Source organism: Pseudomonas sp. 300 (assembly GCF_055803035.1).
On the sequence record NZ_JAVLRV010000002.1, the window covers coordinates 306,083 to 331,746 of the forward strand.

Genomic DNA, 25,664 nt, shown 5'->3' on the forward strand with positions numbered 1-25,664 from the left:
GTCGCAGCTGACGGCGCAGATCATGTCGGAGCGGGCGCGGTCGCAGCTGACGGCGCAGATCATGTCGGCGCGGGTGCAGTCGCAGCGGATGGTGCAGATCATGTCGGCGCTGGCGCGGTCGCAGCTGACGGTGCCGACCATGTCGGAGCGGGTGCAGTCGCAGCGGACGGCGCAGATCACGTCGGCGCGGGCGCAGTAGCAGCGGATGGCGCAGATCACGTTGGCGCTGCTGCGGTCGCAGCTGACGGTGCAGATCACGTCGGCGCTGGCGCGGTCGCAGCGGACGGCGCGGACCATATCGGCGCGGCGCGTCTTGCGTACTCCCGTAATGGCATTGGTTCTGATCGAGTGGCATCCTCGCTGATGGACGGCAGTTACTCCGACCAGTTCAACAGTCCGATCGGCAATCAATAACGCGCCACTTTCATTGGGGAGAATTACTGTTCATGACGACGCAAACCGAAACCGCCATCCTGGCCGGTGGCTGCTTCTGGGGTATGCAGGATTTGCTGCGACGTTACCCCGGCGTGCTGTCCACGCGAGTGGGTTACTCGGGCGGCGATGTGCCGAATGCGACTTATCGCAACCACGGCAATCACGCGGAAGCGATCGAGATCGTGTTCGATCCGCAACAAATCAGCTATCGGCAGATTCTCGAGTTCTTTTTCCAGATTCATGACCCGACGACTCAGAATCGCCAGGGCAACGATATCGGCGCCAGCTACCGATCTGCGCTGTTCTACCTCAGCGAGGAGCAGAAACGGGTTGCCGAAGACACCGTGGCTGACGTCGAAGCTTCCGGCCTTTGGCCCGGCAAGGTGGTGACCGAAATCACCCCGGCCGGGCCGTTCTGGGAAGCGGAGCCGGAACACCAGGATTACCTGGAACGACTTCCCGACGGTTATACCTGCCACTTCATCCGCCCCAACTGGACATTGCCAAAACGCGGCTGATCAAGCTCAGAGGCGGTTCGAATGAGCCGTCTCTGTTCCGCCGCTTTGAAGCCGACTCAAGACCGCTCCAGCACACTGTCGCCCGCATTCTTGGGCAACCTGATCACATCAACCAACGCCAACAACCCCAACACCGCCACGCCCACAAAGGCCACTCGACAATCAGCCACCTGCGCCTGCAGCTCATGGCGAGGGTGAAGACGATGATTGCGCCGGCAAACACCCTTCGCGCACCAAAGCGGTCGGCGATCCAGCTGGACAGCGGGATGAAGATCGCCACCGCCAGAATGCAGGCGGTGATGCCGATGTTCATGTCGACCGGCGTAATGCCGAATGCGCTGGCCATGGTCGGCAACGCGGTCGTGATGACTGAGGTGACGCGGTGTACCTGAGCAGACGCTATCGCTGCGCGGCGGCGATCCGACAGAATTTGCTCTGATCCGCATTTTTCTGCGCTATCTGCATCTGTAATGTACCCGGCTTGCGCCCCACAATGACCGCACGGTCCGCAGTCGCGGTAGCCACTGAACCGCAAACTCATGATGTAGGAGGCCCCATGCCCAAGATGGCCATTTTTCTGGGTGGATTTCTGCTGCTAACCCTTTTGATCGGTGCCTTGGCCACGATCTCGCCGACCTAGTTCCTTTCCTCAATGCGCAAAAAGCACAACGCCTCCATACCGGGAGGCGTTGTTGTTTCAGCGATACCGTTTATGCAAAAAACTGTCGGCATAACCCGGAACGTGTAAAACCTGGCTTGCCAGCGATGGCGTCATCACGACCACCATCGATTCGCCAGCAAGCCGGCGCCTACAGATCGAAACGATCCAGGTTCATCACTTTCGTCCAGGCCGCAACGAAGTCCTTCACAAACTTCTCCTTCGCATCACTGCTGGCATACAGCTCAGCCAGTGCGCGCAACTGCGCATTCGAGCCAAACACCAGATCGACCCGCGTCCCGGTCCATTTCACTTCGCCGGTTTTGCGATCGCGCCCTTCGAACTCCTGATTGGCGTCCGACACCGGTTTCCACTCCACCCCCATGTCCAGCAGGTTTTTGAAGAAGTCGTTGGTCAACGCCTCCGGCTGCTGAGTGAACACGCCGTGTCGGGTCTGGCCGACGTTGGTGTTCAACACCCGCAAGCCGCCCACGAGCACGGTCATTTCCGGTGCACTGAGGGTCAGTTGTTGCGCCTTGTCGATCAACAGGTGTTCGGCCGACACGCGGTAGCGGGTTTTCAGGTAGTTGCGGAAACCATCGGCGATGGGTTCGAGGAAGCCGAAGGATTCGACATCCGTCTGTTCTTGCGAGGCGTCCGTCCGTCCCGGTGTGAATGGCACCGTCACGCTGTGACCGGCATTTTTTGCGGCTTGTTCGACACCGGCGCTGCCCGCCAGCACGATCAGGTCCGCCAGCGAGATTTTCTTGCCGCTGTTGTTGAACTCACGCTGAATGCCTTCCAGTTTCGCCAGTACATTCGCCAGTTGTTCAGGCTGGTTGGCTGGCCAGGATTTCTGTGGCGCCAGTCGCAGGCGTCCACCGTTGGCACCGCCACGTTTGTCGGAGCCACGGAAGGTCGACGCCGCTGCCCAGGCTGTTGATACCAGCTGCGAGACGCTCAGGCCAGAGGCGAGGATTTTGCTCTTGAGTGCGGCGACGTCGCTGTCGTTGACCAAGGCATGGTCGACTTGCGGAATCGGGTCTTGCCACAACAGCTCTTCGCCGGGCATTTCCGGGCCGAGGTAGCGTGAGAGCGGGCCCATGTCGCGGTGAATCAGCTTGAACCAGGCGCGGGCGAAGGCGTCGGCCAACTGATCGGGATTGGCCAGGAAACGCCGGGAAATCGGTTCATAGATGGGGTCGAAGCGCAGCGCCAGGTCCGAGGTGAGCATGGTCGGGTTACGCCGCTTGGACGGGTCGTGCGCATCCGGAATGGTGCCGGCACCGGCACCGTTTTTCGCTACCCACTGGTTCGCACCGGCCGGGCTTTTGCTCAACTCCCACTCGAAGCCGAAGAGGTTTTCGAGGTAGTTGTTGCTCCACCGGGTGGGCGTGGTGGTCCAGGTCACTTCCAGCCCGCTGGTGATCGTGTCCGGGCCTTTGCCGGTGCCGAAGCTGTTTTTCCAGCCAAAGCCCTGGGCTTCAAGACCGGCGGCTTCCGGCTCGGCACCGACGTTGTCGGCAGGGCCGGCACCGTGGGTTTTGCCGAAGGCGTGGCCGCCCGCGATCAGTGCCACGGTTTCTTCGTCGTTCATGGCCATGCGGCCGAAGGTTTCGCGAATATCCAGGGCGGAAGCGACCGGATCGGGATTGCCCTCCGGACCTTCCGGGTTCACATAGATCAGGCCCATTTGCACGGCGGCCAGAGGGTTTTCCAGATTGCGCCCCTCTTCAGTACGGCTGTCCTCATTTCTACCGGGTTCGGCCACGAGTGGAACATCGCCGGGTGCTTGCACGGGCGCGTTGTCTTTACCGTAGCGAGTATCGCCGCCCAGCCACTTGTTTTCCGAGCCCCAATAAACGTCTTCATCGGGTTCCCAGACATCCGCGCGACCACCGGAAAAACCAAAGGTCTTGAAGCCCATCGACTCCAGCGCGACGTTGCCGGTAAGGACGATCAGGTCGGCCCAGGATATGTTGTTGCCATACTTTTGCTTGATCGGCCACAGCAACCGGCGCGCCTTGTCGAGGCTGACGTTGTCCGGCCAACTGTTGAGCGGGGCGAAGCGCTGCTGGCCGGAACCGGCACCGCCACGACCATCACCGGTGCGGTAGGTGCCTGCGGCGTGCCAGGCCATGCGGATGAACAGCGGCCCATAGTGACCGAAGTCTGCGGGCCACCAGTCTTGCGAATCGGTCATCAGCGCGGTCAGGTCACGCTTGACCGCGGCAAAGTCGAGCTTTTTGAACGCTTCGGCGTAATTGAAGCCTTCGTCCATGGGGTCTGACAGGGACGAGTGCTGGTGCAGGATCTTCAAATTCAGTTGGTCAGGCCACCAGTCGCGGTTCGTCGTGCCACCGCCAGCGGCGTGATTGAACGGGCATTTCGATTCGTTTGCCATGTGCGAGCTACCTTTGGTCGTGTTCATCCGGCTATCGGGCCCGGGGCGGGCATTAAATAGCGACGAGCGGAATCAAGGACATAGGCTGCAGGGCCAGCAGTTGGATCAACTGATTGTGGTGACCACACGGGATTTCTGGACAGCGGCAATCAGGTTGCCTGCGCGGTGGCCCACGGGTGGCCTAGTCAAGCTTCGGGCTCATTCCTGTCTCCTTTTCAGCGCTAATCCGGCCGGCTTATGGCGCCAGCGCAGACTAAGGTTAGACCCGAGCCGGGAAGTCAGCTAATAGGGCGAGTGTTGGGGCGTGATAGACGTACTCTTTCAATCTGGCGCCCGGAAACATTTCAAGGGCGCGGTTGTTTGCGCTACTGGCCGGGTGCCACAATGCTCCTTTGTCGCAGCATCATGATCAGGCGGATCAAATGGACGGACTTGGACCCCGGTACAACCCGGATGCTTTGATAGCAGCGCAGGTACGCACTGATCGTCTGCATCAGTTGTTTCATCAGTCGGTGACGGCGATTCCGGGCAGTGTCCTGGCTGCAATCATGTTGTGTCTGTTGTGTTGGGAACGCTTCGATCATCGCGTCATTTTTTGGTGGATGGGCATCCTGGCGGCGTCGACTTCATTACGCGTGTTGATGTTTGTTGCCTATTTTCGCAGCGACAAAGGTGCGCGAACCCCTCAGCTCTGGGAATGGAAATACTGGAGCACGCTGGTGTTATCTGCCGGTATCTGGGGCGCAGGTGCGCTGGCGCTGATGCCCGCAGACGATATTTTGTCCCAGGCACTGGTCATGCTTTTTACTGTCGGGATGTCGGTCAGCGCGGTGTCCTGCTACTCGGCCTACCGTTACATGACGTTGGTGTCCATTGGCCTGGTGTTGTTGCCGTGCACGATGTGGCTGTTGTTCCAGCCGTCAGCGATGCAAGTCGGCATGGCGCTGGCGGTGCTGGTGTTTGCCTCCTTTGTGGCCAGCGCTACCCGCAAACTCTCCGATGCATTGGAAACCGCCTTTCGATTGACCCGTGAAATGGAGCAGGCGCACCGCATTTCCACTCTTGCCGCGCAGACCGATGAACTCACAGGCCTGAGGAATCGCCGGGCTTTTTTCGAGCACGCCCAGCAGCTACACAGTTACTGCAAACACAACCAGTTGCCGCTGTGTGCGGTGATGCTGGATATGGATCACTTCAAACACATCAATGACACCTACGGTCATCAGGTCGGGGATCAGGTGCTGAGTCAGATGGGCCTGGTCATCAGCACGTCGTTCCGTGAAACGGATGTCTACGGCAGGCTGGGGGGAGAGGAGTTCGCCATCCTGCTCCCGGACACTTCGATTGAAGAAACCCTGAACATTGCCGAGCAACTCATCCGCTCCATTGCCGGATTGATGACTGGCCCGGTGCACTGCATAACGGCCAGCCTCGGTGTCGCGTCGATGGACGCCGCTGACCTTGATTTGCACAGCTTGATGAATAACGCCGATAAAGCCCTGTATCGAGCCAAGGCACGTGGCCGCAATCAGATCGCCATTTCCGAGTAAGGCCGCACAAGGCCTGTGACTTGGCAGTCGTTCAAGTTGCACAGGAAAGACCACCGAGGGTTTGACGATCCGGGGCGGCTGATAAAAAGAGCACGTACATTCAATTTTCCCCACCCCCATACCGGCATTATCGAATGAGGTCCTGGCGCTTTGACGCCGGTGGTTTTTCATTTTTGCAGGTAGCCCATGAACGCTTCGCAACGGGATGAACGAGCCCAGGACTTCGGGCTGTTTTTTTTGCGGGTCTGCGGCGGTTTGTTTCTGCTGTGGGTTCACGGTTTGCCGAAGCTGCTTAACTACAGCGCTCAACTGCTGGTCATCGAAGACCCTTTCCACTTGGGCGCGAACGTCACGCTGATGCTGGCGATTTTCGCCGAGGTGCTGTGCCCGCTGCTGATCATTGCCGGGGTGTTGGTGCGTCTGGCGTGCCTGCCGATTTTGTCTGTTCTGTGGATCGCACTGCTGGTGGTGCATCCGCAATGGAGCCTCGAGGAAGGGCAGTTCGGCTGGCTGTTGTTGATCCTGTTCACCAGCCTTCTAATCGCCGGGCCGGGACGGCTGGCGCTCAATGTCCGATTCTCCGGAGCTTTGCGTTATGCCTGAATCCAATCGTTTCGAAGAAGTCGTGACCCTGGTCATCAAGCACCGGGTCAAGGCTGGTTTTGAAGTGCCCTATGAAGCCTGGTTGCGCAACATCGTCAGCATTGCCGGGCAGCAGGAAGGGCACTTGGGCGTCGACGTGATTCGCGGCAAGAACGCCGGCCTCGACCTGTACACCTGCGTGCTGCGCTTTTGCTCCACCGAGGCGATGCAGCACTGGCTCGATTCGCCGCAACGGCTGGAACTGGTCAACGAAGCCACGCCAATGCTCGCCGATGGCGACCAGACCGAGGTCAACCCGGTCAATGAATTCTGGTTCGCGCCCCAGGCTGAAACCGGTTCTCCGCCGCCTCGCTGGAAGCAGGCCGTGGTCACGTTGCTGGTGATTCTGCCGCACACCCTGCTGGTACCGCTGATCTGGGGTCCGCTGCTGCGGCTCAACGCATTTCTGTCCAATTACGTGGTCGCCACGTTCCTGATCACGCTGACCATCGTCGTTTCGGTGGTGTACCTGTTCATGCCGATGGCGACGCGCTTGTTCGCGCCTTGGCTGTCCCCCTCCACTCAGCCCAAGGAAACGCGATGAACGCCGATCTGATTTTGTTCAATGGCCAATTTCATACCGTTGACCGTGAAAACCCGCGCGCCAGCGCCGTAGCAATCAGCGATGGTCGCTTTGTTGCGGTCGGCACCGATGCCCAAGCCATGGCCCTGCGCGGCTCAGGCACACAGGTCATCGACCTCAAGGGCCGCTGCGTCATCCCCGGCCTCAACGACTCGCACTTGCACCTGATTCGTGGCGGCTTGAACTACAACCTCGAACTGCGTTGGGAAGGTGTGCCGTCAGTGGTCGATGCCTTGCGCATGCTCAAGGATCAGGCCGACCGCACGCCGACGCCACAATGGGTGCGGGTGGTCGGTGGCTGGAACGAATTCCAGTTCGCCGAAAAGCGCATGCCGACCCTTGAAGAGCTCAACCAGGCCGCGCCCGATACCCCGGTGTTCGTGTTGCACTTGTACGACCGTGCCTTGCTCAACCGTGCTGCGTTACGCGTGGCCGGTTACACCCGTAACACGCCGAACCCGCCGGGAGGCGAGATCGTGCGCGACAGCAACGGCGAGCCGACCGGCATGCTGGTGGCGCGTCCTAACGCAATGATTCTGTACTCGACGCTGGCCAAGGGGCCGAAGTTGCCGCTGGAATACCAGGTCAACTCGACTCGCCAATTCATGCGCGAACTCAACCGTCTCGGCCTCACCAGTGCCATCGATGCCGGCGGCGGTTTCCAGAATTATCCGGACGATTACCAGGTGATCGAGCAGTTGGCCAAGGACCAGCAACTGACCATCCGCATTGCCTATAACCTCTTCACGCAGAAGCCGAAAGAAGAGCTGACCGATTTCAAGAACTGGACCAGCAGCGTGACCCTGCATCAGGGCGACGATTTCCTGCGACACAACGGCGCAGGGGAAATGCTGGTGTTCTCGGCGGCGGATTTCGAGGACTTCCTCGAGCCGCGTCCGGACCTGCCGCAAACCATGGAAGACGAGTTGGAGCCGGTGGTCCGCCACCTGGTCGAGCAGCGTTGGCCGTTCCGTTTGCACGCCACGTACAACGAATCCATCAGCCGCATGCTCGACGTCTTCGAGAAGGTCAACCGCGACATCCCATTCAACGGCTTGCCGTGGTTTTTCGATCACGCCGAAACCATCACCCCGCAGAACATTGAGCGGGTGAGGGCGCTGGGCGGTGGTATCGCGATCCAGGACCGCATGGCGTTCCAGGGTGAGTATTTCGTCGAGCGTTACGGCGCCAAGGCGGCCGAAGCGACGCCGCCGATCAAGCGCATGTTGGCCGAAGGCGTACCGGTCGGTGCCGGCACCGACGCGACGCGGGTGTCCAGCTACAACCCATGGACCTCGTTGTACTGGATGGTCAGCGGCCGCACCGTCGGGTGCCTGGAGCTGCACGCCGAGGGCCTGTCCCGGCAGACCGCGCTGGAACTGTTCACCCACGGCAGCGCCTGGTTCTCTTCTGAACAGGGTAAGAAAGGCATGATCAAGGTCGGCCAACTGGCAGACGTCGCGGCCCTGAGCGCGGACTTTTTCAGCGTCGACGAAGAAGCGATCAAGTGGATCGAATCGGTGTTGACCGTGGTCGGCGGCAAGGTGGTGTACGCCGCCGGTGATTTTGAAAAGCTCGGCCCTGCCAGCGTGCCGGTGCTGCCGGACTGGTCGCCGGTGGTGAAGGTGCCGGGGCACTGGCGTCCGACCTCGCCGATGCAGGCACAGGTTCACCATTGCAGCGGACCGTGCGGCGTGCATTCCCACAGTCATGAAAAGGCGCGTTTGTCGAACGCGCCGGTCAGCGATTTCGCCGGTTTCTGGGGCGCCTTTGGCTGCTCGTGCTTCGCGTTCTGACGATCTCAAAAAGCGCCGATGCACAGCGTCGGCGCCCTATGTAACACCCATCCATCGAGGAGATTCACATGAGCAACGTTCCGTACAAACGCCTGAATAAAGACGATGCGGTTGTCCTGTTGGTCGACCATCAGACCGGTCTGATCTCGCTGGTTCAGGACTTCTCGCCGAACGAATTCAAGAACAACGTGCTGGCCCTGGGCGACGTGGCCAAGTTCTTCAAACTGCCGACCATCCTCACCACCAGCTTCGAAAACGGCCCGAACGGCCCGATGGTTCCGGAATTGAAAGAGCAGTTCCCGGACGCGCCGTACATCCCGCGTCCAGGCCAGATCAACGCCTGGGACAACGAAGATTTCGTCAAGGCCGTCAAGGCTACTGGCCGCAAGCAACTGATCATCGCCGGTGTGGTGACTGACGTGTGCGTGACTTTCCCGACGCTGTCAGCGCTGGCCGAAGGGTTTGAAGTGTTTGTGGTGACCGACGCTTCGGGCACCTTCAACGAAACCGTGCAACAAGCCGCGTGGGCGCGCATGGCGGCGGCCGGTGCTCAATTGGTCAATTGGTTCTCGGTGGCGTGCGAGCTGCAGGGCGACTGGCGCAACGACATGGAAGGCCTGGCGAACCTGCTGTCGCCGCGCATTCCCAACTACCGCAACCTGATGAACAGCTACTCGGTGCTGACCTCGAAGTAACTCCATTCGGTCTCAACGCTTTCCCTGTGGGAGCAAGCTTGCTCGCGATAGCGGCGGATCAGCCAACATCTCTGTTGGATCTGCTACCGCCGTCGCGAGCACGCTCGCTCCCACAGGGTTTACTCACCGCTTCTGCAACCACCCCAAAAAACCACCTTTCTTGACCGGCACCGGTTTGGCCAGCAACGCCAACCGACTGTTCTGCTGCCGCACCGCCTGCAACTTGTTCAGCGCCCGACTCACTTCAACCCGCTGTTCCATGCAGCTGCGGGTCAGGGATTTGTCGATCCGGTAGATGATGCACGAGGTCAACGCAGTGAATGTCGCCTGCGACGGCGTGTCGGTGAGGATGCTCTGTTCACCCATGACTTCGCTCGGCCCCATGCGTCCGGCTTCGGTTTGCCCGGCGCCGTCCGGCACTGTCGCGCTGACCACACCCGTGGCGATGACCATCAGGCTGTCCGGTACTTCACCCAGTTCCAGCACCACCTGACCGGCCGCGTACTGTTGCGCAACCATCGATTGGGCCATCTGATCGCGTTCCTCTTCACTCAAGGAACGGAAAATTTTCACCTCATCCAGCAACGCCCTTGCACGGGTTGTCGGCTCAATCACGCCGTCGAGCTGACGGGAAATGCCGGCGGCTTCGAGGTGCCTGTGGGCCAGGTCGAACAGCTGATTGCGCACTTCACTTTTCTTGCCCAGCTCAGCGATAAACCCGCTGGCCACGTATTCGGACATGCTTTCGCCAGCCTCTTTCAGCACCGCTTTCGGCGCCGGGTTGAGCAGCAAACTGCTGCTGCCCTGCAGCGTGCGGTCCAGTGCGTCCAGCACCCGACGCGGGCGAATGTGGTTGGGCACCTGGATGCTGATCGACACGCCATGCATGTTGGTCGGCCGGCTCAGGTTGACGATCTTCGCTTTGGCCGCCACCGAGTTCGGCACCACCGCGGTACTGCCCGCGCTGGTCAACAGGTGCGTCGCACGCCAGTCGATGTCGATCACCTTGCCCTCGACGCCGTCGATCATGATCCAGTCATCCACCTGATACGGCTTGGTGGTGTTGAGCACGATCCCGGAAAACACATCGCTCAAGGTGCTCTGCAACGCCAGGCCGACAACGATTGCCACCACCCCGGACGTTGCCAGCAACCCTTTCACCGGCAGTTCCAGCACATAACCGGCAGCCGCAACGATGGCGATCAGAAACACCAGCGCGCCGATGACGTCCTGCAGCAACCGACCGCTGTGCCCGATGCGCCGCATCAGTACCAGACCGATGACTTCGGTGAGCACTCGCGCCGCGTACAACCACCAGAGAATCCCCAGCGCCGTGGCACCCAGCTGTGCCACGCGGTCCTCGGCGAACAGCGGCGCCTGCAACGGGCTGACGCCGGCGTTGATGATGAGCGCGCTGAACATCAGGAACAACGCCAGGCGCACACCGACCCGCGTGACGCGATGCTTGAACGGCGCGAGGTGCCAGAGCACGGCGTCGATCACCAGCAGCAGGGCACTCCAGGACAGCAGATGAGCGTAGATGAGGGACATGTGGGGGAGCTCCGGAAGAATGTTTTTGCAGGCGCCCGCAGCAAGCCTGGCTCCTACAGAAAAAGCCCCTCGCACGATGACCGTGGGAGGGGCGAAGGGGCTCAGTTCAGATGAGTCTTGAGTTCCAGTGCTGCCTGACGCACCGCCGCTTTCACTTCCGGAATCTGGCTCAGGGGATTGAGCAAACCGAAGTCGTGAATCATCCCGTTGTAGCGTACCGCCGTGACCGGTACCCCGGCGGCATCGAGGTGGCGGGCATAGGCTTCGCCTTCGTCACGCAACACGTCGAACTCGGCGGTCTGCACCAGCGCTGCCGGCAAGCCTTTGAGCTGTTCGGCGCTGGCCTGCAACGGTGAAGCGTGGATCTGCGCACGCTCAGCCTGGTCGGTGGTGTAGTTGTCCCAGAACCAGTTCATCATGCCTTTGGTGAGGAAGTGGCCTTCGGCAAATTGCTGGTACGAGCCGGTATCGAACTGTGCGTTGGTCACCGGCCACATCAACAGCTGGAAGCGCAGCGCCGGGGTTTTCTGTTCCTTGGCCATCAACGCGACGACCGCCGCCATGTTGCCGCCGACGCTGTTGCCGGCCACGGCGAGGCGCTTGCCATCGACGCCGATGTCTTTGCCATGTTCGGCCACCCAACGGGTCGCGGCGTAGGCCTGGTTGATCGCGGTCGGGTAGTGCGCTTCAGGTGACGGCGTGTAATCGACATACACCGCGACGGCACCGGAGCCGACCACCAGGTCATGAATCAAGCGTTGGTGAGTCGGGTAATCGCCCAGCACCCAGCCGCCACCGTGGAAGAACATGAACACCGGCAACTCACCTTTGACCTTGGCCGGTCGTACGATTTTCAGGTTGATGGTTTGACCATCGACCTTGATTGCACGATCGCTGACGTCCACACCCGACAGATCAACCTTCACCGAGTTTTGCGCACCGGTCAGCACCGCACGGGCGTCTTTCGGGCTCAGTTGCTCAAGCGGCTTGCCACCACCGGCGGCGAGGGCTTCGAGGAAGGCCTGAGTGTTGTGTTCAACGCCTGGGCTGCCAGCAGCAAATGCGTTGCCGACGGCGAGGGTGAGGAGGGAAGCGGCCAGGGTTTTCTTGACGATGTTCATGGGGAAATCCTTTTTAGTTAATGAGTTGTTGATTACCTGAGGGGCAGGTTGCTGCTGCGCTGGGGTTCAGGCCTCAGCAACACCGTGGACACAGATTAATAGGGTGCCAGACAAGGAAAAAGCGGCTATAAAGCGTTTAACTGTCAACCGGAAAGCGACAATGAACCCGTTCGAAGACATGCGTATTTTTTGCCAGGTCATGGACTCCGGCAGCTTCACCTCGGCCGCCGATCAACTGGGCCTGTCCAAGCAGTTCGTCAGCCGTCGCCTGATGCAACTTGAAGAACGTTTGGGCGTGCGTTTGCTCAACCGCTCCACGCGGCGCCTGGACGTCACGCCACTGGGCCAGAGTTATTACGAGTCGGCGTTGCGGCTGCTCAGCGAAGTCGAGCAGGTGGAGCAGGGCATCGCCGGCCAGACCACCGAGCCGCGCGGCACCATTCGCGTGAGCGCGCCGTTATCGTTTGCGCTGGCGCATCTCGGTTGCCTGCTGCCGGTGTTCTTGCAGCGTTATCGCGAGGTCACGGTGGAAGTGGATTTGAGCGACCGCCCGGTGGATCTGCTCAGCGAGGGTTACGACCTGGCGTTGCGCATCGGCGTACTGGAAGACTCGACGCTGATCGCCCGCCGCATCGCTTCGATCCAGCGGGTGTACTGCGCCAGCCCGGCTTACCTGGCCGAGCGCGGAATACCGCGTAAACCTGAGGACCTGCACGCGCACGACTGCCTGCCTTACGGCCATGGTCGTCAGGTGCAATGGCGTTTTGAAGGGCAGGGCAAACCACTGGCGGTCAACGTGACCGGGCGCATGCGGGTCAATAACGGTGAGTTGCTCAGGGATGCGGCGGTGGCCGGGATGGGGATTACTTACCTGCCGACATTCATTGTCGGGGCCGCGTTGAAGGATGGACGGCTGGTGCCGGTGCTGGATGAGTTTCGCCCGCAGCCGCTGACGTTGTCGGCGGTGTACCCGCAGCATCGCCAGAGCTCGCGTCCGGTGCAGGCGCTGATCGAGTTTTTGCGCGAGCGGCTGGATCAGGCCGAGGATGGGTTGTAAATCACTGATTGCACACATCCCCTGTGGGAGCCGGGCAAGCCCGGCTCCCACAGGGGATGTGTGGCGAACCTTTGTTCAATGGTGATCAGGTCCTTTTGTCATCGCCCGGTTCGCCACCGACGTGCACGCCGTGGTCATCGCCAACTTCACCGGAGCGATGAACGCCGTGGTCATCGCCCATTTCACCGGAACGATGAACCCCATGATCGTCCCCCGGTTCTGCGTGATTGCTGTGTCGCCCTGAGTCGGCTGAATGCCCGGAACGCCCCGAGCCATGGTCGTTGCCACTGTGATCGCTGCCATTACCGCCGTGGCCGCTGCCGCTGCTACCGTGACCACCGCCATCGCCGCCATCGCCGCCATGACCACTGCCGCTGCCACCGTGACCACCACCATTACCGCCACTGCCTCCGCCACCACCGCCACCGTGACCACCGCCGCCTCCACCGCTACCACCACCGCCTCCACTCCCTCCATCCTTGGCTTGAGCGCTCGATACACCGGACAGGCTGTCCGGAATCAATACGGTCGACGCCGACAACACTGCGCCAATCGCTACTGCCAGTAAAAGCTTGTTGATGTGCATGCCGTTCTCCGTCTTCTTATTCAGATTTGAACGTTGATAAACACTGCAACGTGCTGCTCGATTCAGTCGGTGAACACCGCTACGTCCTGATTTATTCAGTTGCCACCTCGATGAGCGATGAACGGGGCAATTCGACCCTGTTTCAGGGGTCAGTGAATGCTCGAGGCCAGTTCGAATATCGGGATGTACATCAGGATCACGATGACCCCGATCAACAGGCCGATGAAGGTCATGAGCAAGGGTTCAAACAACCGCACGAACCATTCGATCCAGCGGCTGATTTCTTCGTCATAGAAGTCGGCGCTGCGTTCCATCATCTGCCCGAGGTTGCCGGACTGCTCGCCGGCACGCAGCAAGCGCAGGGACACCGGGGTGACGAGATGATTGAGTTCCAGTGCCGCCGACAGCGATTGCCCCTCGCGCACCCGCTCGCAGGCCTGGTCCAGGCGCACACGCGAGGCGACGGTGAGCAGGCCACGGACCATGCCCATGGCGGTGACGAGGGGGATGCCGCCTTGCAGCAGGATCCCCAGCGAACGATAGAAGCGCGCCAGTTCGTACATGAAGATGCGCTGGTGGACTGCCGGAAGTTTTTCGATCACCCGGTCCACGCCCCGGCGAAAGGCCGGTTGGCGCTGGAGGAAGGCGAGGGCGAGGACGATCGTCACCAGGGCGCCGAAGAATTCGCCCTGATGAGCATGCAGGAACATCCCGCTGCTCATCAGTACTTGCGACAACCACGGCAGGTTGTTACCCAGCCCTTCGAACACCAGGCTGAAGCGCGGCACCACGTAACCCATCAAAAACAACACCACGCCACCGCCCACCACCAGCAACAGCATGGGGTAGATCGAAGCGCTGACGATCTTTTGTCGAACCTCGTCCATGCGTTGGCGATAGCTGACATAGCGACCCAGGGCATCGCCCACTGCGCCGGTCTTCTCGCTGGACTGCACCAGTGCCACGTAGAGCGGCGGGAACACTGCCGACAACTGAGCCAGTGCCTGGGAAAACGATTTGCCCTCATAAAGCAGGCGCACCAGTTCACTCAAGGTTTTGCGGGCCTGTGGCGCGGTTTCTTTTTCCGCCAGGCTTTCCAGCGCATCGATCAATGGCAGGCCGGCGTTGAGCAGGGTGGTCAGTTCCTGGCTGAACAGCACCAGGTTGAACGTCTCGCGCTTTTGCAATCGCAATGCCCGCCAATGCCTTTCGACTTGCAGGCTGACCACCCGCAGGCCCTTTTCTTCGACGATGCGTCGGGCTTCGCTGTCCCCTTGGGCCTCGACGGTCATCGAGACCACGCCGGTCTTGCCGACGGCCTTGAGATGAAAACGCATGCTCGCCTCCCGTCACTGCCAACTGGTGACTTCGGCGTTTTCGCCTTCGCCGCCGGGTTGACCGTCCTTGCCCATGGACAGCAGGTCGTATTCGCCGTTTTCACCAGGGTAGCGGTAGGTGTAATTGCGGCCCCACGGGTCCTGCGGCAATTTTTTCTGCAAGTACGGGCCGGTCCAGCGGGTTTCGTCGCTGGGCGCGGTGACCAGCGCCTGCAAACCCTGTTCGGTCGACGGGTAGTGGCCGACCTCCAGACGGTACAAATCCAGTGCTTTGCCCAGACCTTCGATTTGCGCCTTGGCCACCTTCACTTCGGAGCGGCCGAGCTGGGCGAAATATTTCGGCGCGACAATGCCGGCCAACAGCCCCAGCACCACCAGCACCACCAACAGTTCAAGCAACGTGAACCCGCGCTGAGCTCGCGGTGAGCCGTGACGCGGGGCACTACACAGACGCTGATTCATGATGACCTCACACAGTCGGCAGAAGGGTCGCCTGAAGGCTTATGCAATTGCCATGCTCACCACCTGACTTCCTTGCGAAACCCCTGAATCACGGGCCTCTGCGCTTCCGGCACAGTGCTTGCGTACGGCTGATTCACTACCGGCCATTGGGGCATTAGCCCCATTTTTCGGGGTCGGTCAGGGGAGACAGAAAAATGAAAACACTCACCACTGGACTGCTCGGCTGTGTGCTGCTGGCAGGTACAGCTCAGGCCGATGTGTTCGTTTCCGTGGACAGCAAGGGCAGCTACGTTTTGTCCAATGTCCACCGTCCAGGTCGCACCTATGAACGGGTGATTCGCGAGCCCGAATCGTCACTGGTCAGCCTCGATCAACAGCCGCAGATGATTGCCCGGCAGCCCTATGCCGAGCTGGTGTCGGCGGCCGCCACGGCCAATGAATTACCGGCGGCGCTGTTGCATGCAGTGATCCAGGCCGAGTCCGCCTACGACGCCCGCGCGCGGTCGGCCAAAGGGGCGGGAGGGCTGATGCAATTGATGCCCGACACCGCCCGCGAAATGGGCGTGACCAACGTCTACGACCCCAAGGCCAACATTCAAGGCGGAGCCAAATACCTCAAGCGCCTGATGACCCTGTTCGACAACGACATCGCCCTCGCCGTGGCGGCTTACAACGCCGGGCCGCAAGCGGTGCTGAGCCGTGGCGGGGTGATCCCGCCGTTCGCCGAAACCCAGCGTTATGTACCGAGCGTGTTGCGCCAATACCGCCGCTTGCAAGGCTTGGCCGTGGATGCGCCGTTGTGATGGGCGAACGTGGGGAACCTTGCCCCAACAGTGGGGCATGGTGGCCCCGACCGAAAAGTGGGGAATGGGTGGGGAATATCCCCCGACTTATCAAGTCGTTTATGTAACTAGCTGAAAAACAACAACAATATTTATGGCATGCGGATTGCTCAAGAGGATTTGTCGAGAATTATTCCCTGTGAGCACCCACAGCGAGGCCCGCGATCATGACCGGCATGCACCACGTTCCGTCCTTGTTAAAAATGCTGCTGCTGACGGCGTCGATGCTGGGCGTCGAGATGGCCGAAGCCGCCTTGCGCTGCGAGCGCAATCTGGTAGCGAACGTCGTGGCGCTGGATCAGCCGCTGATGTTCAACCGCCTCGGCGCACAGAACGCCAACGGCATGATGTTCGCCCTGCGGCGTGACGTGGTCGATGACCATGACATGTCCCTGGCCCACGGTGGCGCGGCGGTTCCGGGCAAGGTTTCGCTGCGGCCCGACAAGCGTCCGCGTCCGTTGGTGCTGAGGGTTGCGGCTGGTGATTGCCTGACCATCAATCTGCAGAACCTGCTGGCCTACCAGGCCAACCCCGGCAGTCATGACAACGGGGGGGAGGAAGAGGGCGAGATTGAGGGCGAGGTAGAAATCGGCGCTGCAGAGGACTTCAAAGTCGATGAGCAGGTCACCGACCGCCACGTCGGCTTTCAGGTCAACGGGATGCAGGCAGTCAACAGCATCGATGACATCGCGTCCTTTACCGGGCGCAACGCCAACACCTTGATCCCGCCGGGCGCAACCCGTTCCTACACCTTGTACGCCGAGCGCGAAGGGGCCTTCGCCGCCAGCAGCCGCGGTGCAACGTTCGGTGGTGAAGGCGATGCGGGCAACGTCGCCAACGGTCTGTTCGGCGAAGTGGTGGTGGTGCCCAAGGGTGGCCGCGCCTATCGCAACACCGTGACCGAAGAAGAAATGCGCCTTGCCAGCAGCGGCCGTACGCCGACCGGTCAGCCGATTGTCGATTACCAGGCGCGCTACCCGCAGCGTGAACCGTGGATTCGTGAAGGCAAGGCCGGCACGCCGATCATCAACATGGTCGACGGCAACGAAATCATCTCCAGCGAGAGCGATGCGATCGTCATGGGCAGCAACGCCGACGGCAGCTTCCCGCCGTCGACCTATCCGCTGGAAGCCATCGGCAAACGCAACCCGGCGCTGCCCAACCGGCTGGAACCGTTCCGCGATTTCGCCTCGCAATTCCAGGATGAAACCGCCGCAACCCAGGCATTCCCTGCCTATTGGGCAGACCCGGTCATGGCCCATGTGCTGGAGCCGGCTCGCGACTCGTTCATGATCAACTACGGCTCCGGCGGCATGGGCGCCGAGGTGGTGGCCAACCGATTGGGTGTCGGGCCGATGCACGATTGCCTGTCCTGCGCCTATGAAGAATTCTTCCTCAGCTCGCACACCGTCGGCGACGTGGCGATGCTGGTGGATGTGCCGGCCAACGCCGGTCTGGAAAACATTCGTCCGGGTGAAACACCGCGCGCCGATCAGGTCGGGGTCAAGGCGACCATGGCGCTGTATCCGTCCGAGCCGTCCAACGTCAACCACAGCTACATCGGTGACTTCGTCAAATTCCGCAACACCCACAACGGCCACGAGCAGCATATCTTCCACCTGCACGGGCACCAGTGGTTGTTCAATCCCAACGACGACAACTCCGACTATGTGGACGCCCAAGGCATCGGTCCGGGTGCCGGCTACACCTATGAAATTGCCAACGGCGGTTCGGGCAACCGTAACCGTGTAGCAGGCGATGCGATCTATCACTGCCACTTCTATCCGCACTTCGCCCAGGGCATGTGGAGCATGTGGCGGGTGCACGATGTATTTGAAGAAGGCACCAAACTGGAAGTTTCCCAGCAAGGCGCCGACGGTTATCACAGCGAGCCTTACGCACTGCGCAGCGGCAAACCGGCCGCGGGTGCCCGGGCCTTGCCCGATGGCGAGATCATTGCCGGTACGCCGATACCCGCGGTGGTGCCGCTACCGGGCAAAGCCATGGCGCCGATGCCGGGCAAGGTCGCAGTGGTGCCGAAAATCGGCGAGACCCTGGTGGCCGGCAATGATGACGATGACGGTGAGCACCAGGGCGGCAACGCTGGCCCGCAAGCCATCGGTTCCCTGGCGCTGGTGGATCGCAGCGAAGCCAATCGCAATGCCGACGGCAGCCTGAAAAACCCGGGTTATCCGTTCTGGATCGGCGGCATGGAAAGTTCGGTTGGCCAACGTCCACCGACCCCACCGCTGGACATGCTCGACGCCGCCAAGGCCCAGGCCTTGAAGACCAGTGGCAATGCCTTGTGGGCGAATCTTGACCCGGCGCAGTCCGGTGGTTGGGACGGCGGTTTGGGGCGTCACTCCCTCGATGGATTCTCGGCCGGTGGCGTGGCGCGCACCGTGACCACGTCCCTGGATTTCTCCAAGGAAGTGACCCGCGCCAAGCCGATTTACATGCCCGAAGAAGGTACCGAAGTCGAACAGGCGGCCATGAAGTTCCACGCCCAAAAGGACCACCCAAGCTTTGCCGTTTTGCCTGGCAATCAAATCGTTGCGCGCAACTTCCGCACCAACGGCGCGTTGCCAACCGCCGGTGCGCCTTATTACGAACCGTGCATGGATGATCGGCAAAAGCGCCTGACCAGCAGCGCCGGCATTGGCGAGTTTGCCAGTGGCGAACGGCTCGACGGCATGTCGTTCAGCGGGTCTTCGACCTTCACGGCTGACCGGCCACGGGTCTACAAAGCGGCGAACATCCAGTTCGACGCGGTGTACAACAAGGTCGGCTACCACTTCCCGCAAGCACGCATCCTGGCGCTGTGGGAAGACGCCTGGCCGGTGATCACCAAGCAGCGTCCGCCAGAGCCTTTGGTGATGCGCATGAACACTTTCGACTGCGTGCAATACCAGCAAACCAACCTGGTGCCGGCCATCTATGAGATGGACGACTATCAAGTGCGCACGCCGACCGACGTGATCGGCCAGCACATTCACTTGCCGAAGTGGGACCTGACGGCGGCGGACGGTTCGGCCAACGGCTGGAACTACGAAGACGGCGTACTTTCCCCCGGTGCGGTGCAGGAGCGCATCCACGCCATTCGCGAGTTCAACCAATGCACGGGCAGCGACCCGCGTGAGGGCACACCTGCTTGTCCGAAGGCTAAAAATCACCCGTACTTCGGGCAGTTCGGCCGGGCCGACTGGGTCGGCGCGCGGACGGCGATGCAGCGCTGGTTTGTCGATCCGGTGGTGAACTCCAAAGGTGTCGACCGTGGCCTGGGGACCATTTTCACCCACGACCACCTCGGCCCATCGACTCACCAACAGATTGGTCTGTACGCCACTGTACTGGCTGAGCCGGCCGGTTCCACCTGGTTCCACGCCGAAACCGGCGAGCCGTTGTACAGCGGCGCGCGGCAGGATGGCGGGCCGACCTCATGGCAAGCGGTGGTGTCCACCGGCGACCTGGACGGCGACGGCAAGAACGACAGCTTCCGCGAGTTCTTCCTCGAATACAGCGACTTCCAGCACGCCTATGAAGCGGGTGTGTACGTGGGCGCCGGTCCTGACGGTATACCTGACGCGCAAGCCTTTCCGGCCACTGCCGACAGCTTCCGCTACGCCATCAACCCGCCGGTGCGCAAAGAAGCCGAGACGCTGCTTGAGCAGGTAGTCGAGGCCCGTGGTGGCTTGATGCCGGGCTGTCCAAGCCGGCCTTGCCCACAAGCCATCTCGGTCGATGACCCAGGCATGTTCGTGGTCAATTACCGCAACGAACCACTGGCCCTGCGAGTGTATGACCCGAACAAGGTCGGCCCCGACGGCAAGCGCGGCATGCAGGCCGATGGCCTCGGCGGCGATCTGGCGTATGCCATGCAAAGCCGCACCGACCGTGCGATCCCGGCGATGAACCTGGCACCGAACCTCATTACCGCTGCCACCGGCCCGACCGGCGGCACCACTCAGTTCCCACCGCACATCAACCGCGGCGGCGCCGAACCGGGCGACCCGTTCACGCCGATGCTGCGCACCTACACCGGTGACAACGTACGGCTGCGGGTGCATGCCGGCGGTCACGAAGAAGAGCACAACGTGACCCTGCACGGCGTGAAGTGGCTGCAAAGCGGCTCGGGATTCGGCAACAGCTCCAACTCCGGCTGGCGTGCGTCGCAGATGATCGGGATCTCCGAGCAGATGGGCTTCATTGCGCCGGTCTCGATGCTGTCGAGTTCGGCGGCGACGACGGGTGACTACCTGTACTCGATGGACGCGTCGATCGAAGGCTACTGGAGCGGAATCTGGGGCGTGATGCGTAACTACACCGCGCAACGCAGCGACCTGTTCGCGCTGCCCAACAACCCGAAACCGGCGGGTATGCGCAACACCGTGGCGTTCGACGGTTCCTGCCCACGGTACAGCGCCAACCCCAACGGCATCGGCACCCGGCCAACCGTGCAACGCAACTATGAAGTGGTCGCGGCGCTGGCGAACGATATTCTCGGCAACCCGCTGGGCCTGACCATCGGAGATCCAGCCGGGCTCGCTCAACATGTCGGCGGGGCGTTGAACCCGGCAGGCGGCACCCTGGTGTTCAACTCACGCCCAGTGAGCATTCCTCAGGTGACAGTGAACGACCCCGAAGACGGAACGACCTTCACCATCGGCGGGCAAAGCGGGCCGTTGCATGACCCGACGGCAATCCTCTATGTGCGCAAGGGCGACCTTGACCCGATCACCGGAAAGCTCAAACCCGGTGTGCCGGTCGAACCGCTGGTGCTGCGCGCGACGGCAGGGGACTGCATCAACATCACCCTGGAAAACCGTCTGCCCCTGGTCATGCCGGACCTGACCCAGACGGCGTCGGTGATGGGCATGGTCAAGCGTGACCGCAACAATGGCGAAGGCTCTACCACCTTCAGCAACAACCTGATGCGGCCGTCCAGCCATGTCGGTCTGCACGCGCAACTGTTGGCGTACGACATCACCAAATCCGACGGCACCAACGTCGGCACCAACCCGATCCAGACCGTGCCACCCCGCGTCGGCACCGTTGGTGCGTACCCGACGCGTACCTATCAGTACTACGCCGGGCACCTGGAACGTGAAGGCAAGCCGATCACGCAACTGGGCCGCAGTGTCGACAACATCAACGCTACGGCAGTGGAATTTGGCGGGTTGAATTTCACCCCGGCAGATGTGATCAAGCAGCCGCAAAAAGGCCTGGGCGGTGCAATGAGCGTCCTGCCGATCGGCGCCACCTGGGTTGAGGATGCGCGCAAGGTAAACGCGACCGTCACTGCGCCCGCACAGACCAGCTACCGCGACTTTGCGATGGTCTGGCAGAAGGCGTTGAATATGCGCTGGGCCAATGGGCGTCCGGTGGAAGGCATTGCCTCGGAGGCCGGGGTGCCGACCGATCCGCAGGACAATTCCAGCATGGCCATCAACTACAAGACCGAGCCGATGTGGTTCCGCTTCGGCCTGCCACCGGATGCGCCGTTCGGTCACGCCGACGGCCATGGTTATGGTGACGTGGTCAACGCGCACATGGCGTACAGCAATGCGCTGGTGGGCGGCGATCCGCAGACGCCGGTGCTGTATGTAAAACCGGGGCAACCGTTCCGCACACACATCCTGATGCCCACCGGCGGCAGCCGTGGCACGACCTTTCAGCTCGACGGGCATGTCTGGTCGGTCAACCCGTTCCAGTCGGAGAAGAGCGATACCGGTGGCTATCCGATGATGACGCCAGGCGTGGGTTCGGTGCGGTTCGGCTACAACCCGATGTCGATGTACATCGGTGCCCACGAAAGCATCCTGCCGGCGGCGCACTTCAGCTTCATGCACCCGAGCGCCGGGGGCAGCAACGCGATACCGGGCGACTACCTGTTCCGCGATTACGCCGCGTACGGCAACACCGCCGGGTTGTGGGGGCTGTTGCGCGTGACCAACGAACCCGAACCGGCCCTGGCACCGTAGCAACCGTTATGGAGTGAACGCGCCCTGTAGGCGCTGGCTTGCCGGCGATGGCGGTCTCGAGATTGATGCACGGCGTGAGGGCCTCATCGCCAGCAAGCTGGCTCCTACAAGGGGTCGGGTTTGCAGGGTGCAAATGGTGGGAGCTGGCTTGCCAGCGATGGCGGCCGCAAGACAGGCGCAGATCTGTAAGGGGAGAGGTGAGATGAACAGGACCATTGGAATCGTCGGTTGTGCACTGGTTGTCGGGGTGGCGCTGATCTGGCTGGGCGTCTGGCGCACGATACCGCCGGACATGCTCAGCGAGGTGGCGCTGCCGGACACCTGGAGCGGTCAGACGCTGGAGCGAGACGGCGTGTCCGTAGCGTTGCAAGTGCGGCCATTGGCCGAGGATGGCGTGTTGCGTGAAGGCGAGTTTGCCGACGTGCTTTTCCGGGTCAGTGACAGCACGTCGGGCCAACCCCTTTCCGGGGTCAATCCCGGTGCCTGGCTGGACCCCGAAGCGGTCGCGGCCGACCAGGCCCAGGGCCGCGAACGCAGCTGCAAATCACGGGTTGGCGTATTCCTCAAATCGAGCATTGGTGCGCGACCGTTACTGGACCTCAACAGCTATTTCCTGCTGGTGATGAACCGTGATGCCAGCGTTTCGGTGGTCGACCCATCGGTCTCGGTAGGCGGCATCACCAGCACCATGGCGCGCATCGACCTCAAGCAGCCGCCGATGGATTGGGTCACCCCGAAGGACAACAAACGCGTGTTCGTCTCCATGCCCACCGCTGGCGAAGTGGCGGTGATCGACAGCGAGCAATTCAAGTTGATCGACTCGGTGGCGGCCGGTAGCCATCCGGTGCGCGTAGCGTTGCAACCGGACGAGCGCCTGCTGTGGGTCGGCAACAATGCGCCGAAGGCCGAAGCATCCGGGGTCACGGTGATCGACAGCCAAAGCCTGAAGCCGCTCAAAAACCTGGCCACCGGCGCCGGCCATCACGAAATCGCCTTCAGCAAGGACAGCCGGTTTGCCTTCGTGACTAACCGCGACGACGGCACGCTGAGCATCATCGACATCGCCAGCCTGACCCTCAGCAAACAACTCAAGACCGGCACGCGCCCTTTGTCGGTGGCGTACTCGCCACTGTCCCAGGCGGTGTATGTCGCCGACGGCAAGGACGGCACCGTGACCGTGGTCGATACCGCCAGCCTCGACGTGCGCCGTGTGATCAAAATCAAACAGGGCCTGGGCCCGATGGGTTTCAGCGCCGACGGACGATTCGGCATCGTCCTCAACACCCTGGAAAACCAGGTGGCCGTGATCGACGCCGCCACCGACTCGCTGGTTCATGAACTGGACGTGTCCGCCGAGCCTTATCAAGTGGTGTTCACCAAGGCCTACGCCTACGTGCGCGGACTGGCTTCGGCCAAAGTCACGATGATCAACCTGTCGTCCCTCGGTGAAGGCCGCACGCCGATCAGCCAGGGCTTTGAAGCCGGGCCGCAGGCACCACGGCTGGCGGGTGATTTGCCGCTGGCGTCGAGCCTCGCGGTGTCGCGGGACGACAACGCGGTGTTCGTGGTCAACCCGGTGGACAACACCACTTATTTCTATGCCGAAGGCATGAACGCGCCGATGTCCGGTTACCCCAATCGCGGGCAAGTGGCGCGGGCGGCGATGGTCATCGACCGCAGCCTGCGCGAAGTCGAGCCGGGGCTATACAGCGCGCGGATAAAACTGCCGCCGGCGGGGCGTTTCGACGTGGCGTTCCTGCTCAATCAACCGAACATCATCCATTGCTTCACGACGCTGGTTGAGCCCGATGGCCGCCTCGCCCAGCACCCCGGCGTGCCGACAGTCGAGTTCATGCTCGACAAAGCCACCGCCGCCCTCGGCAGTCCTTACACCGTGCGCTTTCGCATCGTTCAGGGCCAGCACAAAGCTCAGCGCAGCGGCGTCAAGGACGTTCAGGTGCGCTACTTCCGCGCGCCGACGTCGCGGGCGCAAACAGTCGCGGCCCTTGAGGTCGGTAACGGAATCTACGAAGCCCCAGTGACGCTCGACCAGAACGGCGCCTGGTACCTGCACGTGCGTGCGGCGTCCCTTGGCGCGAATTTCGATGACAAGACCTTTGCCAGCGTTCGGGTCCTGCCCGGCGATGCCCGTTGAAGAGGAAATCGACATGAACCGATTCGCACACCGTGGACTGCTGACGTTCTGCCTGTTGGCCGTCGGCATTGGGCAAGCCCTGGCGCACTCGGCGGATGAACACGCCGGGCACGACATGCCGGCCAAAAGCGCCCGTTCGGAAAGCGCCCAGGTCAAGTTCGCCGACGTCGCGCTGGTGGACCAGAACGGCAAACCGGTGCGTCTGGAACAGGACCTGGTGGCCAACAAAATCGTGGTCATGAGCTTCATCTACACCAGTTGCACCACGGTGTGCCCGGTGGTGTCGTCGATCATGGGCAAAGTGCAGAAACAGCTGGGCGCCCGGGTGGGCACCGAGGTGCAGTTGGTATCGATCAGCATCGACCCGCAGCGCGATGACGCCCAGCGCCTGAACGACTACGCGCGCAGCTTCCAGAACGGTCCGGGCTGGAGCTGGCTGACTGGCAGTTCGCAGTCAATCAATGCCACCCTCAAAGGCCTCGGCTCGTTTAGCGGTGACTTCAAAAATCATCAGCCGCTGATCCTCGTCGGCGACGGCAACAGTCGCCACTGGACGCGCTATTACGGCTTCACCGATCCGGCCGTGCTGACCCGTGAAGTGGAAAAACTCAGCGGCCAACGCAATGCCCACGCCAAACACACTGCCATCGCCATGGAGCAGCAGCCATGAGAGCTGTCGACTGGATTGCCCTGAGTCTGTGCTTCTGGATTTTCAGCTCGATGGCCTTCGCTCATGAAGGGCACGAAGAACCCGCTCCGGCGCAGGTGGCTGCACCACCGGCGAGCGGCACGCGCGATGCGAAAACCTGGTTCACCGACACGCCGTTGCAGGACCAGAACGGCGAAACCCTGCGCTTCTACAGCGACGCACTACAAAACCGCGTGGTGCTGCTGAACGTGATTTTCACCAGTTGCAACGATGCCTGCCCGCTGATCACCCGCAAACTCAAGGAAGTGCGTGAGTTGCTGGGTGACAAGGCGGATGGCATCACATTCATCTCCCTTACCAGTGATCCGCTACGGGACACCCCGGCGGTACTCAAGGCTTACACCTTGAAGCAGGGCGTCGATGGGCCCCACTGGCTTTTTCTCACCGGCGACAAGGCACAAATGGACCTGGTGCTGGGGCGCATCGGCCAGATTGTGCCGACCCCCGAGCAACATTCAACGCAGCTGATTGTCGGTGACGTAGCCAACAAGCGCTGGAGCAAAATCCGTCCGGATGCCCCGGCTGCCGCCATTGCCCAGCGCTTGCAGTTGCTGACAATGCCTGTGGCCGGTCGCTGAGCCG

General features: G+C 61.5%; 19 protein-coding genes and 1 pseudogene. 12 read left to right on the forward strand and 8 right to left on the reverse strand.

What is annotated here, in order from left to right; genetic code table 11:
- A partial coding sequence (locus Q7W83_RS07500) for a hypothetical protein (RefSeq protein WP_473655862.1) occupies window positions 1–411 on the reverse strand: 411 nt, incomplete at its 3' end.
- A 35-nt stretch (window positions 412–446) separates the two neighbouring features.
- Between Q7W83_RS07500 and msrA the strand changes: the two genes are divergently transcribed.
- Window positions 447–953 carry a peptide-methionine (S)-S-oxide reductase MsrA gene (gene msrA / locus Q7W83_RS07505; protein WP_473655863.1) on the forward strand — a complete coding sequence of 169 codons (507 nt, stop codon included), beginning with the start codon at window positions 447–449 and terminating at the stop codon, window positions 951–953.
- Window positions 954–1,140: 187 nt separating this feature from the next.
- Here the strand turns inward: msrA and Q7W83_RS07510 are convergent.
- A pseudogene (locus tag Q7W83_RS07510) lies at window positions 1,141–1,383 on the reverse strand (MFS transporter); the annotation flags it as partial.
- Between the two features lie 379 nt (window positions 1,384–1,762).
- Window positions 1,763–4,015, reverse strand: a complete 2,253-nt coding sequence (katG, locus tag Q7W83_RS07515) for a catalase/peroxidase HPI (RefSeq protein ID WP_458377599.1) — start codon at window positions 4,013–4,015, stop codon at window positions 1,763–1,765.
- Window positions 4,016–4,437: 422 nt separating this feature from the next.
- Between katG and Q7W83_RS07520 the strand changes: the two genes are divergently transcribed.
- From Q7W83_RS07520 to ycaC, 5 genes are all read left to right on the forward strand, one after another.
- The gene (locus Q7W83_RS07520) at window positions 4,438–5,565 is read left to right on the forward strand and encodes a GGDEF domain-containing protein (RefSeq protein WP_150653167.1); all 1,128 of its coding nucleotides are present in this window, start codon (window positions 4,438–4,440) and stop codon (window positions 5,563–5,565) included.
- Window positions 5,566–5,751: 186 nt separating this feature from the next.
- Window positions 5,752–6,168 carry a DoxX family protein gene (locus Q7W83_RS07525; protein WP_150631444.1) on the forward strand — a complete coding sequence of 139 codons (417 nt, stop codon included), beginning with the start codon at window positions 5,752–5,754 and terminating at the stop codon, window positions 6,166–6,168.
- Window positions 6,161–6,751, forward strand: coding sequence for an antibiotic biosynthesis monooxygenase (locus Q7W83_RS07530; protein WP_150631445.1), 591 nt, complete (start codon window positions 6,161–6,163; stop codon window positions 6,749–6,751). The genes Q7W83_RS07525 and Q7W83_RS07530 overlap by 8 nt, the downstream gene beginning before the upstream one ends.
- Window positions 6,748–8,586, forward strand: coding sequence for an amidohydrolase (locus Q7W83_RS07535; protein WP_473655864.1), 1,839 nt, complete (start codon window positions 6,748–6,750; stop codon window positions 8,584–8,586). Before Q7W83_RS07530 ends, Q7W83_RS07535 begins: the two co-directional genes overlap by 4 nt.
- Before the next feature lie 68 nt (window positions 8,587–8,654).
- Entirely contained in the window at window positions 8,655–9,281 is a 627-nt protein-coding gene (ycaC, locus tag Q7W83_RS07540; protein WP_008032694.1) for an isochorismate family cysteine hydrolase YcaC, read from the forward strand.
- A 123-nt stretch (window positions 9,282–9,404) separates the two neighbouring features.
- Here ycaC and Q7W83_RS07545 read toward each other — a convergent pair whose 3' ends face one another.
- Together Q7W83_RS07545 and Q7W83_RS07550 are read right to left on the reverse strand one after the other, a co-directional pair.
- On the reverse strand, window positions 9,405–10,832 hold the full coding sequence (locus Q7W83_RS07545; RefSeq protein ID WP_150639299.1) for a mechanosensitive ion channel family protein: 1,428 nt from the start codon (window positions 10,830–10,832) through the stop codon (window positions 9,405–9,407).
- A 101-nt stretch (window positions 10,833–10,933) separates the two neighbouring features.
- Window positions 10,934–11,953, reverse strand: coding sequence for an alpha/beta hydrolase (locus Q7W83_RS07550; RefSeq protein WP_473655865.1), 1,020 nt, complete (start codon window positions 11,951–11,953; stop codon window positions 10,934–10,936).
- Between the two features lie 160 nt (window positions 11,954–12,113).
- Between Q7W83_RS07550 and Q7W83_RS07555 the strand changes: the two genes are divergently transcribed.
- Window positions 12,114–13,010 (forward strand): LysR family transcriptional regulator, encoded by an 897-nt coding sequence (locus tag Q7W83_RS07555; protein ID WP_473655866.1) that lies wholly within the window; start codon window positions 12,114–12,116, stop codon window positions 13,008–13,010.
- Between the two features lie 85 nt (window positions 13,011–13,095).
- On the opposite strand, the gene Q7W83_RS07560 is transcribed toward Q7W83_RS07555, so the two are convergent.
- The 3 genes from Q7W83_RS07560 to gspG all read right to left on the reverse strand — a co-directional run bounded on the left by Q7W83_RS07560 (window position 13,096) and on the right by gspG (window position 15,395).
- On the reverse strand, window positions 13,096–13,596 hold the full coding sequence (locus Q7W83_RS07560) for a hypothetical protein (protein ID WP_473655867.1): 501 nt from the start codon (window positions 13,594–13,596) through the stop codon (window positions 13,096–13,098).
- Window positions 13,597–13,745: 149 nt separating this feature from the next.
- On the reverse strand, window positions 13,746–14,933 hold the full coding sequence (locus Q7W83_RS07565; protein WP_473655868.1) for a type II secretion system F family protein: 1,188 nt from the start codon (window positions 14,931–14,933) through the stop codon (window positions 13,746–13,748).
- 12 nt (window positions 14,934–14,945) lie between these two features.
- Window positions 14,946–15,395: a type II secretion system major pseudopilin GspG gene (gene gspG, locus Q7W83_RS07570; protein ID WP_150639304.1), complete on the reverse strand. Its 450-nt coding sequence runs from the start codon at window positions 15,393–15,395 to the stop codon at window positions 14,946–14,948.
- A 194-nt stretch (window positions 15,396–15,589) separates the two neighbouring features.
- Here gspG and Q7W83_RS07575 point away from each other — a divergent pair, with 194 nt between their 5' ends.
- From Q7W83_RS07575 to Q7W83_RS07595, 5 genes are all read left to right on the forward strand, one after another.
- Window positions 15,590–16,198 carry a lytic transglycosylase domain-containing protein gene (locus tag Q7W83_RS07575; RefSeq protein WP_150631453.1) on the forward strand — a complete coding sequence of 203 codons (609 nt, stop codon included), beginning with the start codon at window positions 15,590–15,592 and terminating at the stop codon, window positions 16,196–16,198.
- 206 nt (window positions 16,199–16,404) lie between these two features.
- Window positions 16,405–22,218 carry a manganese-oxidizing multicopper oxidase MnxG gene (gene mnxG, locus Q7W83_RS07580; protein ID WP_473655869.1) on the forward strand — a complete coding sequence of 1,938 codons (5,814 nt, stop codon included), beginning with the start codon at window positions 16,405–16,407 and terminating at the stop codon, window positions 22,216–22,218.
- Window positions 22,219–22,420: 202 nt separating this feature from the next.
- Complete coding sequence (locus tag Q7W83_RS07585) at window positions 22,421–24,373, forward strand: cytochrome D1 domain-containing protein (RefSeq protein ID WP_473655870.1); 1,953 nt, start codon at window positions 22,421–22,423, stop codon at window positions 24,371–24,373.
- Window positions 24,374–24,386: 13 nt separating this feature from the next.
- Window positions 24,387–25,043, forward strand: a complete 657-nt coding sequence (locus Q7W83_RS07590) for an SCO family protein (RefSeq protein WP_150631456.1) — start codon at window positions 24,387–24,389, stop codon at window positions 25,041–25,043.
- Complete coding sequence (locus Q7W83_RS07595; RefSeq protein WP_150639308.1) at window positions 25,040–25,660, forward strand: SCO family protein; 621 nt, start codon at window positions 25,040–25,042, stop codon at window positions 25,658–25,660. The genes Q7W83_RS07590 and Q7W83_RS07595 overlap by 4 nt, the downstream gene beginning before the upstream one ends.
- Window positions 25,661–25,664: the final 4 nt, after the last annotated feature.

What these genes read in the sequence shown, in the direction of transcription:
- ycaC (WP_008032694.1), top strand. Translation starts at nt 8,655, where the DNA reads ATGAGCAACGTTCCGTACAAACGCCTGAATAAAGACGATGCGGTTGTC.
- Q7W83_RS07550 (WP_473655865.1), bottom strand. Translation starts at nt 11,953, where the DNA reads ATGAACATCGTCAAGAAAACCCTGGCCGCTTCCCTCCTCACCCTCGCC.
- Q7W83_RS07595 (WP_150639308.1), top strand. Translation starts at nt 25,040, where the DNA reads ATGAGAGCTGTCGACTGGATTGCCCTGAGTCTGTGCTTCTGGATTTTC.
- Q7W83_RS07590 (WP_150631456.1), top strand. Translation starts at nt 24,387, where the DNA reads ATGAACCGATTCGCACACCGTGGACTGCTGACGTTCTGCCTGTTGGCC.
- katG (WP_458377599.1), bottom strand. Translation starts at nt 4,015, where the DNA reads ATGGCAAACGAATCGAAATGCCCGTTCAATCACGCCGCTGGCGGTGGC.
- Q7W83_RS07530 (WP_150631445.1), top strand. Translation starts at nt 6,161, where the DNA reads ATGCCTGAATCCAATCGTTTCGAAGAAGTCGTGACCCTGGTCATCAAG.
- Q7W83_RS07525 (WP_150631444.1), top strand. Translation starts at nt 5,752, where the DNA reads ATGAACGCTTCGCAACGGGATGAACGAGCCCAGGACTTCGGGCTGTTT.
- Q7W83_RS07565 (WP_473655868.1), bottom strand. Translation starts at nt 14,933, where the DNA reads ATGCGTTTTCATCTCAAGGCCGTCGGCAAGACCGGCGTGGTCTCGATG.
- Q7W83_RS07520 (WP_150653167.1), top strand. Translation starts at nt 4,438, where the DNA reads ATGGACGGACTTGGACCCCGGTACAACCCGGATGCTTTGATAGCAGCG.
- Q7W83_RS07585 (WP_473655870.1), top strand. Translation starts at nt 22,421, where the DNA reads ATGAACAGGACCATTGGAATCGTCGGTTGTGCACTGGTTGTCGGGGTG.
- Q7W83_RS07575 (WP_150631453.1), top strand. Translation starts at nt 15,590, where the DNA reads ATGAAAACACTCACCACTGGACTGCTCGGCTGTGTGCTGCTGGCAGGT.
- Q7W83_RS07560 (WP_473655867.1), bottom strand. Translation starts at nt 13,596, where the DNA reads ATGCACATCAACAAGCTTTTACTGGCAGTAGCGATTGGCGCAGTGTTG.
- msrA (WP_473655863.1), top strand. Translation starts at nt 447, where the DNA reads ATGACGACGCAAACCGAAACCGCCATCCTGGCCGGTGGCTGCTTCTGG.
- gspG (WP_150639304.1), bottom strand. Translation starts at nt 15,395, where the DNA reads ATGAATCAGCGTCTGTGTAGTGCCCCGCGTCACGGCTCACCGCGAGCT.
- Q7W83_RS07555 (WP_473655866.1), top strand. Translation starts at nt 12,114, where the DNA reads ATGAACCCGTTCGAAGACATGCGTATTTTTTGCCAGGTCATGGACTCC.
- mnxG (WP_473655869.1), top strand. Translation starts at nt 16,405, where the DNA reads ATGACCGGCATGCACCACGTTCCGTCCTTGTTAAAAATGCTGCTGCTG.
- Q7W83_RS07535 (WP_473655864.1), top strand. Translation starts at nt 6,748, where the DNA reads ATGAACGCCGATCTGATTTTGTTCAATGGCCAATTTCATACCGTTGAC.
- Q7W83_RS07545 (WP_150639299.1), bottom strand. Translation starts at nt 10,832, where the DNA reads ATGTCCCTCATCTACGCTCATCTGCTGTCCTGGAGTGCCCTGCTGCTG.